The sequence below is a fragment of the Shewanella sp. 30m-14 genome (assembly GCF_052977125.1).
Window position 1 is genome coordinate 41,533 of sequence record NZ_JBRILW010000029.1, and the last position, 12,048, is coordinate 53,580.

Consider the following 12,048-nt stretch of genomic DNA (forward strand, 5'->3'; position numbering starts at 1 on the left):
GAAATTCGTGCGGTTAGATGACTTGGAAGCCAAACGCGTACGGGTCGCTGTCATCAACCGTGATGGCATTTTGACCGATTATTCGTGCCCAACCTTTGATGCTTGGCATAATCGCTTTATGTTCGCCTACTGATGTTGCAGCTTCGATTCGACCGACAAATTGACTGCCGATAATACTTTCGTGGGTGTATTCATCTCCCACGTTTAATAAACCTTTGGTATAAAGTTGTGCAAGACGTGCACTGGTGCCGGTACCACAAGGCGAACGGTCGATGGCTTTATCACCATAAAAAACAGCATTGGCGCCATCTGAACCATCACTGATGGTATCGCCTGTCCAAAGCACATGGCTTATGCCGCTTACAGTAGGGTCGTCTGGATGAATACAAGTGAGTTGCTCTTGCGCGACTTTACGTACGATTGGGCTCCACTTTAAAATGTCACCGGCGCTCCAGTGGCGCAGCCCAGGGAAGTTTGTTTGTGGGTCGACGATAACGTAATAATTACCGCCGTAGGACACATCGACCTTAAGTGTACCCAGTCCTGGGATATCTAAAATTTGGTCTTGATGAGCTAAATAGGCGGCGACATTATAAATCTTTACCCAGTCCACTTTTTCGCCAGTTTGTTGATAATCGATTTTTATCTGTCCAGCGGGCACATCAATAATCAGTTGACCAGGCGTCTTTGCGGTTAATAGACCAGACTCAATGGCGGCGGTGATGGTGCCGATTGTGCCGTGGCCGCACATAGGTAAGCAGCCACTGGTTTCGATAAATAGGATTGAAGCATCAGCATTGTCAGAACAGGGAGGATAAAGAAAGGCGCCTGACATCATATCGTGGCCACGTGGCTCAAACATCAATGCTTTGCGGATCCAGTCATACTCTCGAAGAAAGTGTTGGCGTTTATCACTCATGGTGTCGCCAAGCAGGTGAGGGTGTCCGCTTGTTACTAATCTGACTGGGTTGCCACAGGTATGAGCATCAACACAAAAAAACGTGCCTTTTAGCATGTAAAACACTCCATTGTTATCGTTATTGATAAAGTGATTAAAGCCAGTCTTTTAATTTGCATTAAACTGCTGGCTATATAAACATCAAACTTTCAATTAGTCGATGTTGTACTTGTTTAAATCGATGCGAGTCTCAAGTGCTTGAGCAATAACCTGCTCAACGTATGCACGCTCTTCACCGATAAGTGTTAGGCGAGGTAGACGTACATTTTCGTTACCACGGCCAACGATTTGCTCTGCAAACTTGATACATTGAACTAGCGTCGGGATAGTGTCCAAACGCAGTAGTGGCATAAACCAGCGGTAGATTTCACGCGCCTCTTCAATACGACCAGCGCGAGCTAGCTTAAAAAGGGTTACTGACTCACGCGGGAATACGTTAGTTAGACCAGAAATCCAGCCTGTTGCGCCAAGGAAAAGGCTTTCAAGAGCGATATCATCAACGCCACATAAGATGTTGAAACGATCACCGAAACGAGATTGCAGTTCAGTTAGACGGCGAGTGTCTGTTGTTGATTCTTTAATCGCCACGATGTTTTCTTCTTCTGCAAGAATCGCTGTCATTTCTAGGTTGATATCTACACCGTAACTTACAGGGTTGTTGTAGATCATGATTGGTAGGTTAGTTGAACGAGCAACAGTTTGATAATGAGTGACTACTTCACGGTTGGTACCACGATAAACCATTGCAGGTAGAAGCATAAGACCGTCAACGCCAAGCTTCTCTACATCTTGTGCATAAAGAGATGCAGCTTCAGCAGTATTTTCAGTACAACCAGATAGTACAAGAATACGGCCATTTACGGTTTCAACTGTGTGCTTGATGAATTCGCGCTTTTCTTCAGGGGTCAAAGAGGCATTTTCACCGATCGTGCCTAAAGCAATAATTCCGTTAATACCATCTCTTATTAGGTCTTCTAACATACGAGAATTTGATTCGTAGTTAATTGAACCATCTTCATTAAACTGTGTTGAGATTGCTGGAAAAACACCTTGCCAATTCACTTTCATATTAAGCCTTTATTACTGCGGTGTAGCGTTTGGAGTTAGGTGTAGATTGGTATATTGTATACGCATGTATTTAAATTGAAACCCTTTTGTTTAGAGAATGTATCTAAATAAATGATACTAAAACCACAGGAATTATTGTATACAATATCCAAGTATTAACGATGGAGCAATAAAAATATGCAGTCGATCACAATAAGCTCTGAATTAGCGAGCAATTTTAAAGATTTTGTCACTATAGATGCACACACAGAAGGCGAGCCGTTAAGGATAGTGATCTCGGGTTATCCAGAGATTAAAGGTGAGACCATTTTAGCAAAGCGCCAATACGTGCAAAAAAATTTGGATACCTACCGTAAATTACTGATGCACGAGCCACGCGGGCATGCCGATATGTATGGGGCGCTGATTACAGAGCCTGTGACAGCAGATGCCGATTTTGGCGTACTATTTTTGCATAACGAAGGTTATAGCAGCATGTGTGGTCATGGGATTTTGGCCTTGGTTAAGGTGATGTGCCAAACCGGCACAATACAATTAACGGATTCTCCTCGCATTATTAAAATCGATGCGCCAGCAGGCCTGATTACAGCAAAAGCTTATCGTGACCAAGTGGGAAAAATTCACGCTAGCTTTAAAAATGTAGATTCTTGGGCGGATGCGCTAGATTGCAGTGTGAATGTCGAAGGTTTTGGCGAGGTTAAATACGATATTGGTTTTGGCGGGGCTTACTATGCTTATGTTGATGCTGACGAGCACGGAATAAGTTGTGGTCAGGATAATGCACCGCAGTTGATTGATATTGGCCGCCGGATAAAGCATGCCGTTATGGCGACTCACCCGTTAGTGCATCCATTAGAAGAAGACTTAAGTTTTCTTTATGGCACCATCTTCACCTCTAAAAAGGTGACAAACCCAGAGGCGCATTCTCGCCATGTGTGTATTTTTGCTGACGGGGAAGTAGACCGTTCACCAACGGGGACTGGCGTTGCGGGGCGTATTGCCTTGTTATATGCCAAAGGCGAGGTTGAGCTAAATACTCCACTGATGATTGAGAGTATTGTTGATGGCAGAATGATTGTTAGTGCCTCCGCTAAATCAACTTTTCATGGTAAAACGGCGGTGATCCCAGAAGTATCAGGCCGTTCGTACATTACTGGAAAGCATCAGTTCTTTATTGATCCTGATGATGTATTTCAAGATGGTTTTATCTTGCGCTAGCCTAGTGGTTAATCAAGTGGGGAATGAGATTGGAGAAATATATATGAACGCCACGAGTCAGAGTCAGGTTCAAAGCCAAGGCTTAAGCCAAAGTCATGCCGGTAAACTCACCATTGTTGGCGCAGGGATTGTGGGGCTATCGGCAGCGATTGAGCTACAACGAGAAGGGTTTAATGTCACTGTTATCGACAAAGAGGGCGCCGGAGCCGGAGCTTCTAAAGGTAATGCGGGTCACTTTGCGACTGAGCAAGTATTTCCTTTAGCGGATCCTGCAATGTTACCAAAGCTGCCGGGTATGCTATTGGATCCTTTAGGACCATTTCGCATTCAGCCGCAATATTTTTTTAAAGCATTACCCTGGTTTATGCGCTTCTTACACAATATGTTGCCATCGCGTAGAGCGAAAAACAGCCGTGCAATCAAGGCGCTGAATCAAGATTCTATCGCGGCAATGAAGTCACTCGCTGCATTTTGTGGCTGCGAAGACCTATTGGTTTTGAACGGGAGTTTATTGGTATTTGAAGGTACAGCAATAGAGGTCGTTCAAAAGGAGTTCCGCGCTTACGCTGATGCTGGCGTCGAGGTTCAATTGCTTAATGGGGAGCAAGTTAGGGCGCTTGAGCCTTCACTGAGTAACAATATTACCCATGGCTTATATTTTACTCATGTAGGCCACACTGGCGATCCGTATCGTTTATGCCAAGCGTTCGAGACAAAGTTTAAAGCCTTAGGTGGTCAGCTTATTACTGAAGAGGTTGTTAAGATAAACACGGCTAGAACCAGTTCAAGTATTCAGCTTGAGCTAGGCTCAGGTAATAGCGAACAGACTGATCGCTTGGTTATAGCCTCGGGTGCTTGGTCTAAGCCTTTTGCAAAACAATTAGGTTATTCTGTGCCGCTGGAAACCGAGCGTGGGTATCATTTGATGATGCCGCAAAAAAGCAGCCTGTCTCGTCCCGTCGCTTCATATAATCGCAAATTTATTATCACCCCTATGATTGACGGCACTCGCTTAGCGGGTACGGTGGAGTTTGGTGGTTTAAAAGCCCCCTTAGTTAATGCTAGAGCCGATTGTTTGTTCCCTCATGGTAAAGCCTTGTTGCCTGAGCTTTTTGCTGATGCTTCCGTCAGTGACGGCGAGCGTTGGATGGGCTTTAGACCGTCGATGCCCGATAGCTTGCCTGTGCTCGGGCGGAGTCAAAAACAAGCGAATGTATTTTTCTCTTTTGGGCATCAACATTTAGGGCTTACATGGTCGGCGCTAACAGCAAAACTGTTAACTCAAGAAGTACTAGGTCAGCAAGCTAATATCGACTTAAGCCCCTATAGGATTGATAGGTTTAACTAGTCTTGATTACTTTCAACCAGAATACAGGCTGATTATTTAAATGTCGGCGTCAGCGATTGTAAATGGAGTAGAAGCTTACTCTATTTACAATTCGCTTTAGGTGAATTTTATAGCTTACCCGACTATAGACTCGCTTAGGTGACAAATGATTGGGCTCTTAAAAGTTTGCGCTAGCCCAATCACTGAGTTTGTCTAAGGGTTTTGGAAACCCCAGCGAGTAAACAAAGCGATTTTCACTGTCTTCAAATACATTGCTATTTATACCCAGTAACACAAATCCCTCCTCGAGTAGTGCGCAGGCATCTTGATGACACTCAGTTTCGACGACTTTTGTAATTTTGAGCAAGATTGCTTGGGAGTTTTCGATTTCCAAGTTATCCAGGTTCTCCATGCTTTCTGTGTTCTCCATGGTCATCCTTATGCATAAGCTTCTTAGGGTATTGATATGATTAACCTAGCACATCTACGCCGATGTGACACAAACCTGAGTAAGTGAATGCATAGCAGGAATCGCTGTTCTCAACATGATTACCACTTTTGCTAATATGAGCTTATCGCGGGTGGCTTATTTGCTGGCGAGTCTGCAGCGCACTACAATGAATAGGGCTGTTGGTATATTTAGAGGCTATACCTTCACCTACGCGTTAAAAAGCGGACTGGACCCTCGCGACAAAAAGTGGAGTGGATAATGGATGCGGATTACTTAATCGTTGGTAGTGGTTTATCTGCGTTAGTTTTTGGTGCTCTCAGTGCAAAGTCTGGTAGTAAAGTACTGATGTTGGAGGCACATCAATATCCCGGCGGTTTCGGGCATACTTTCCCAATGGGTAAACACTATCGATTTAATGCACAACTGCATTATGTCTGGAATTGTGGCGAAGGGGAGACAGTTAACAAGGTACTAAAAAAGCTTCAACTGGATAAACAGGTTACCTTCGAATCGTTTGATCCTGAAGGCTTCGATCATATGAGAATGCCGGGATACCAGCTGGATATTCCCTATGATACAGAGCTACTGCTTAAAAGACTTAAATCCATTTTTCCTGCCCATGGGACACAATGCACGGCTTTTATCGATGAAGTAAGGCGAACGGCCGATGGTTTAGCAGTGCTATCAGGCGACGAACGCTATAAGAATATATTCACAAATTTAAGAGAAACGGTAACCGCGTGTAGAAACATAAGGTTTACTCTGCAGCAGGCCTTTGATAAACACCATTTACCGCAAGAAGCGCAAACACTACTGGCTCTTCAGTGGCCTGATTTTTTACTGCCTCCTAATCAGCTTTCATTTTGTGCCTGGGTTCTACTATTTACCGGATATCAGAGGGGGGCCTACTACCCGACACATCATTTCGATCATGTCATCAATTCGTTGGTCGATACGATTACTGCTAATGGTGGGCAGATCATCTATCAGACTCAAGTTGATAAATTTATCGTCGACAATAATCGGGTTATAGGGGTTGAAGCAAGAAACCTTGTCAACGAGGAGGTGAGCCGCTATCAAGGTAAGCGCACTATTTGTAATATGGATCCTAAAAAAGCGGCTCATTTAATCGGTATAGAAAAGTTCTCTTTGAGGCTCAGAAAACAATTGGATTATGCCTACTCCCCTTCAAATTTTATGGCCTACTGTGTGGTCAAAGATATCAAGTTAGAGGACTATGGTTTTGGTAAGTGGAATATCTTCCACACCAGTCATCAAGATCTTAATACCGCTTTTGATACCATGTATTACCAGCATGATTATTCGGCTCCCAGTTTTGCAATTTCTACCCCAGGTTTTTTAACCCATGACTGTTCTGACAGGCCTGAAGGGCAGCAGGTAATAGAGTTTTTAACTGTTGCTGACTACCAATACTTTAAAGCGTTAAAACAAAGTGATCCCAGAGCATATCGAAACAAAAAACGAGAGATATTTGACGCAATAATCGATACGGTTGAAAAACATTATATTGCAGATTTCAGAGAGTACTTGGCATATAAAAATACCGGTAGTCCGACGACTAATGAAAACTTTTGCTGGTGTCCGCAGGGGAACTCCTATGGTTCGGCGATGACTCCAGCTTATTTTAACTTGTGGAGATTAACCGAGAACAGTTCATTGAAAGATTTCTATTTCTGTAACGCTTCATCTGGTTATGCAGGGTTTGCAGGGACATTCTGGACTGGTGCAAAGCTGTATCAGAAGCTGAGCGGAGAACGTATTTAATCTCCGATTGAATGATGAATTGAGCCCAACATCTTTTCGGTAATATGAGAGGAGAGAGGAAGCATGAAGTTTGCGATTATCGGTGGCGGTGCTAGTGGCATGGTGACGGCATACTACCTGAGTAAGCTTGGGCACAGTGTCACCGTATTTGAGAAGCAGTCTATGCTTGGTGGTCATATTCGTACGGTTAATAAAAATGTTAAAATGGCGGGTATCGATCCTAGCCTCACCCTCGAAGGCGGCGTCGTTGAGTTTTCAAGTAACTTTAAGCATTTTATCGCTCTAATGGAAGAGCTCGGTGTTGAGCTTAAGCCTTTAGAAGTGGGCTCTGCTTTATTTAAGCGTAATAAGAAACGTTTTCTTTCTCCTACTGTGATCACCAGAAACATTAAGGGTGTTGGCCTTTTAGTCGAATTTGTTAAGCTGGCATTTGTTTATCTCTCAGCCAATTGGATATTACTGCAGGTATATCTTAAACCTATGTCATCGTTTAGAGGTAAGCCTTTGGCGGATTATGTGAGTAGGCATCAGGTGAAAGATACCTGGTTAAAGCTTTTTGTTATGTATTGTTTTTCTATTCCCTATAAAGGGATCATTAAGGTTCCAGCTGAGTTGGCATTTACTATTTTTAGACGCTACTTTTGGGCTGATTGGAAACGAATTGATGGAGGGGTTTACAGCTATATAGAGAAAATTGAAAGGCAATTAAATGGCAGGGTGTTCTTAAATGCCAATATAACTGCAATTAGGCGCTCTAATATGGGGGTCATGCTTAAATGGGATCATGATACAAAGGAACACTTCGATAAGCTGGTCTTAGCCGTGCCGCCTGATCAGGTTTTAACGCTAATATCCGATCCAACCGCATTTGAAATTGAATGCTTTTCTCCTTGGCAAAAGAATATGGCTACTACGGTCCTGCACACTGACTCTTTGGTTTACCAAAGTTATGGTATATCTCAACCCTCAGAATTTGATTTTTTTCAGACTCAAGCCGGTTGGGGCTATAACGCTAACTTAAACCGTATCTGTGCTTTGCCTACAGAGCAGCGATATAGTTTGGCTTATAATATTGATAATTTAATCACCAAAGATAATATCATTCAAACTTTTGAACATCACACGCCACTTTATAGTGTCGAAGCACTTCATTACCGGCACAACATTATCGTCAATAATGGTAAAAACAATACTTTTTATGTGGGAGCTTACCTTTATGATGGTCTACACGAGGGCGCGGTTGTCTCTGCAAAGAAGGTAGCTGAACTTGTTAGACTGCAGTCATAAAAGATGCAACAGCTCTGTGATAGTGCGCTAAAATTAGACTATTCGTTGTTTATTTACCCGTATACCTGCAAAAGAGATCTTTTCATTGGATTGTTAAGGTTTAGATTGAATTTTGACCTTCGAGCTGCCTGTCAACTAGCATCTAAGTGTAGCAATCATCCTAAACTGACTACGATGTTTAAAGCTGTTAGGTATCAATTGATTAATTGATTTGAAAAAAAATCATGCAATGTCAAAAATTTGAGTTATACATAAGATGACTTGATAATAAATGGAGCCCATATGAAAAAATTACTTTTACTTATAACTATTACTACAACATTAATCATGAGTGGTTGTGCCAAAACAGATGAGCCGACCGTTCCTCTAAATATTATGACTAATGATGGTAACCTTAATATTTTATGGCAAGATATTAATCAATACAGTGATATTGAAGCAACCATTGGCTTGCAGTCAAAATTTGAGCAATACCTCTTCACTGAGTTAACTGATGAACTTGGTCAACTTGCCAACAAACACTTGGCAAAAGATCAACAGCTTGATTTAACCGTTACCAATGTAGATTTAGCCGGTGATGTACAACCTACTTTTGGTGCTACAGCTGCAGATGATATTCGGGTCGTGACCGAACTATATCCACCTAAAATCAGTTTTGACTACACCCTTAGCCAAAATGGGAAGGTAATCAAATCAGGAACTGAAAAATTGGATAATATGGGTTTCCTATTTGGGATCCAGCCTATCACGAATGATCCATTCCCATATGAAAGAGACTTGCTAACGAATTGGTTTAAAGAAAAATTGGAACCAATGTTAAAGTAATACGCAAAAAACGTCTTATAGGCTCATGTTACAGTGGCTCGTTAAGTAATAGAGGCTCTTAGGAGTGATCTATTGTAGGAGTGCTGTTTTGCGAATACTCTTGTGGAAAAAGCACTGATGGCTGCATTTATATGGCAGCCATCATTTTTATGTGAGATTTTTATTTTAAAGTTTGAGTTAGCTAATTGCTAATTAGCCATATAGTTTTCTATCTCTTCAACAGTTCTTGGGACGTTAGCTGATAAGTTTTCATAACCGTTTACGGTAACTAATATATCATCTTCGATGCGGATCCCTATGCCACGGTAGGCTTCGGGAACATCAAGTGTATCTTGGGGGATATAAATACCGGGCTCTATCGTAAACACCATACCCATTTCTAATGTTCGCCATTCACCATTATCATCATGGTAAGGTCCTACATCATGTACATCCATCCCGAGCCAATGCCCAGTTTTGTGAACAGTAAAGCGTTTATAGCTTTCAGTTGCCATAATCTCATCAATCGAACCCGATAAAAATCCAAGTTCCTTAAGTCCCTCTGCCATTACTCGCATGCACGTTTCGTAAAGACTGTTCCATGCAGCTCCTGGTTGCACTTTCGCTATGGCCTGATCCAGCGCGTTAAGAACCAATTGATAGATGACTTTTTGTTCTGCTGAAAAGCTGCCATTTACTGGGTAACTACGGGTAATATCAGCTGCGTAATGCTCAAATTCACCGCCAGCGTCGATGAGTAACACCTGGCCATTGCTAAGTTCACAGCAGTTTTCTTCGTAATGTAGGCAGCAGGCGTTATTACCGCCAGCGACGATACTCGGGTAGGAAACAGCATTACAGCCATGTTTAGCGATAGTAAAATCAAATAACGATGCTAACTCACGTTCGTTGATCCCAGGGCGACATGCTTGCATCACAGCCTTATGGCCAGCAGTAGATGCAGCAACCGCTGAACGGATTTTAGTCAACTCATCATCTGTTTTAATGACACGCTTAGCATGCAACACTTCGGCTAACGGTTTAATTGTGGTGAATTGTTTAGGCGTATCAAATGAGCAATGATGTCTGTGGTAGTTTGCCCAGTGAACAAGATCAGATGAGAATCGTCCTAGCTCATCACTCACATAGATAGTTTGTATACCTTGCAATAGTGGTAGTAGGGTTTGCTCGAAATCAGCAACATCATAGCCTTGATCTGCGCCGTGTAGGGTAACAGCACCTTGTGCACCTGCTCGAGTGCCAAAACTGACTTCTTGTGCTGGGTCTTTCGGGCGACAGAATAAGAAATATTGATTAACTTCGCGCTTAATAAGTAAGGCAATCGCATCAGGTTCGTTAAACCCTGTTAGGTAGAGGAAATCATTGTCCTGCCTAAAATGATATTTGATATTCTTACTGCGCACTTTTTGCTGATAGCCAGCGACAATGACTAAACTGTTATTAGGTAACTGTTCAAGCAGATCATTGCGTCTTTGTTGATAGATAGTAGACATCTTAGTATTTCCATCGCTATTCATTGACTAATGCCGGATTGGCTATCGGCATTAAAATGTAAAGTGTATATTTTATCCATTACACGTTATTACGTGCTTTATAGCAAGTTCACGGTGCAATTTGTTGTAATGAGTGAAATAATAATAGCTATTGCATATTAGAGAGAATGTATTGTGAATCGAGCGGTATTTTTAGACAGAGATGGCGTTATCAATCTAGATCATGGGTATGTACACCAGGTTGACGATTTTGAATATGTAGACGGTGTGTTTGATGCGTGCGCTGCACTTAAAAACATGGGTTATCTACTTGCAGTTGTTACTAATCAGTCTGGTATTGCTCGAGGAATGTATACAGAAGATCAGTTTCATTCATTAACTGAATGGATGGATTGGAACTTTGTTGATAAAGGTGTTGAGCTTGATGGCATTTATTACTGCCCCCATCATGCTGAAAAAGGTATTGGCGAATACAAAGTTGATTGTGATTGCCGTAAACCAAAACCTGGAATGCTGAACTCTGCGGCGCAATTCTTAAACATTGATCTGTCTCAGTCAGTTATGGTCGGTGATAAGCGCGACGACATGCTAGCAGCAGAGGCGGCTGGCGTGCCGACTCGAATACTGGTGAGAACCGGTAAGTCAGTAACTGATGATGCAATTGCCGCAGCAACGGTTGTGCTTGACTCAATTGCAGATGTGCCAGCTTATTTGGCAAGTCAGGCTTAAAGCAGGCTTAGTTTTATGTAACGCAAGCCCAAATCAGGCTAAGGTTGCACTAGGCTCAGTTATAAGGTCAAACATCCTGCTTAGTCCAGCTAAGTTTAAGTAGGCCTAACTAGCTCCAGATTAATAAGACAGAATATCGACTTAATATAAGTATCTGTCGTAAACGAAATGCCTCATTATGATCACTAACCTAATAAGATCATTATGAGGCATTTATGTATTTAGCATCAGTTACCAGTAATCAGTTGCGAGTAAGTTGAATGCTAGCGCTTCAGATTCAATGAATGTAGAACTTAGAACTTAGACTTTAGTTAAGCCGATTGGTGAGTCTATGCGTTATATTAAAGCATGGCGGTATATAAAATCATCGTCAGCGCTGTTTATAACAGCAGAAAGGCTGATAACTGCTCGCTTGATTCGATTATTATAATTTAATTGAAAAACCCCCTTGCGCTGAACTCAAATTTCCCTATAATGCGCATCCACTGACACGGCACAGCAGGCCAACTAGACTAACGCTTGAGATTAGAAATACTCGTAAACGCTAGATAGAACGGGACTTGCAGCGGTATCGGTTAGCTCTTTTTATAAAGGGTTAGAGTTAAAAATCTTAGGAGATTTGATTCAGGTGACAAACGCTTTAAGAGCTTCATTAGATGGTTGTTAACACGAGAGTGTACAAAGAATCATCGCTTGAAAAACTTCTTAAAATAAGCGCTTGACGCCGACACTGGAGAGTGTAGAATACGCCTCCTCAGCCAAACGACCTAAGCGTCTAAGGCGCTAGTTTGAAAGACTTCTCCTAACGGATTGGGGCTTAATAGAACTAGCACGCTCTTTAACAATATGACAAGCAAATCTGTGTGGACACTCACAGAGATTAAGTTATTCGAAATTGCCTACTTCT

10 protein-coding genes are annotated in these 12,048 nt (G+C 42.3%); 6 read left to right on the forward strand and 4 right to left on the reverse strand.

Translation table 11 applies throughout. The features are described from left to right. Nucleotides 1-13 precede the first annotated feature (13 nt). Nucleotides 14-1,015 (reverse strand): 4-hydroxyproline epimerase, encoded by a 1,002-nt coding sequence (locus tag ACVBIU_RS17795; RefSeq protein WP_447161684.1) that lies wholly within the window; start codon nt 1,013-1,015, stop codon nt 14-16. A 96-nt stretch (nt 1,016-1,111) separates the two neighbouring features. Beyond that, on the reverse strand, nt 1,112-2,026 hold the full coding sequence (dapA, locus tag ACVBIU_RS17800; protein WP_447161683.1) for a 4-hydroxy-tetrahydrodipicolinate synthase: 915 nt from the start codon (nt 2,024-2,026) through the stop codon (nt 1,112-1,114). Between the two features lie 177 nt (nt 2,027-2,203). Here dapA and ACVBIU_RS17805 point away from each other — a divergent pair, with 177 nt between their 5' ends. Then, entirely contained in the window at nt 2,204-3,244 is a 1,041-nt protein-coding gene (locus ACVBIU_RS17805; protein WP_447164451.1) for a proline racemase family protein, read from the forward strand. A gap of 43 nt (nt 3,245-3,287) precedes the next feature. Beyond that, on the forward strand, nt 3,288-4,592 hold the full coding sequence (locus ACVBIU_RS17810) for an NAD(P)/FAD-dependent oxidoreductase (protein ID WP_447164452.1): 1,305 nt from the start codon (nt 3,288-3,290) through the stop codon (nt 4,590-4,592). Nucleotides 4,593-4,749: 157 nt separating this feature from the next. Here the strand turns inward: ACVBIU_RS17810 and ACVBIU_RS17815 are convergent, their stop codons facing one another. Then, the gene (locus ACVBIU_RS17815) at nt 4,750-5,001 is read right to left on the reverse strand and encodes a hypothetical protein (RefSeq protein WP_447161680.1); all 252 of its coding nucleotides are present in this window, start codon (nt 4,999-5,001) and stop codon (nt 4,750-4,752) included. Between the two features lie 279 nt (nt 5,002-5,280). On the opposite strand from ACVBIU_RS17815, the gene ACVBIU_RS17820 reads away from it, so the two are divergent. The 3 genes from ACVBIU_RS17820 to ACVBIU_RS17830 all read left to right on the forward strand — a co-directional run bounded on the left by ACVBIU_RS17820 (nt 5,281) and on the right by ACVBIU_RS17830 (nt 8,919). Further along, a complete protein-coding gene (locus ACVBIU_RS17820) occupies nt 5,281-6,807 on the forward strand; it encodes a phytoene desaturase family protein (protein ID WP_447161679.1) in 1,527 nt (508 codons plus the stop codon). A gap of 63 nt (nt 6,808-6,870) precedes the next feature. Continuing rightward, the gene (locus ACVBIU_RS17825; RefSeq protein WP_447164453.1) at nt 6,871-8,094 is read left to right on the forward strand and encodes an FAD-dependent oxidoreductase; all 1,224 of its coding nucleotides are present in this window, start codon (nt 6,871-6,873) and stop codon (nt 8,092-8,094) included. A 282-nt stretch (nt 8,095-8,376) separates the two neighbouring features. Beyond that, the gene (locus tag ACVBIU_RS17830; RefSeq protein ID WP_447161677.1) at nt 8,377-8,919 is read left to right on the forward strand and encodes a DUF3016 domain-containing protein; all 543 of its coding nucleotides are present in this window, start codon (nt 8,377-8,379) and stop codon (nt 8,917-8,919) included. A gap of 188 nt (nt 8,920-9,107) precedes the next feature. Here the strand turns inward: ACVBIU_RS17830 and ACVBIU_RS17835 are convergent, their stop codons facing one another. Further along, entirely contained in the window at nt 9,108-10,412 is a 1,305-nt protein-coding gene (locus ACVBIU_RS17835; RefSeq protein ID WP_447164454.1) for an aminopeptidase P N-terminal domain-containing protein, read from the reverse strand. Between the two features lie 174 nt (nt 10,413-10,586). Here ACVBIU_RS17835 and gmhB point away from each other — a divergent pair, with 174 nt between their 5' ends. Then, complete coding sequence (gmhB, locus tag ACVBIU_RS17840; protein WP_447161675.1) at nt 10,587-11,141, forward strand: D-glycero-beta-D-manno-heptose 1,7-bisphosphate 7-phosphatase; 555 nt, start codon at nt 10,587-10,589, stop codon at nt 11,139-11,141. Nucleotides 11,142-12,048: the final 907 nt, after the last annotated feature.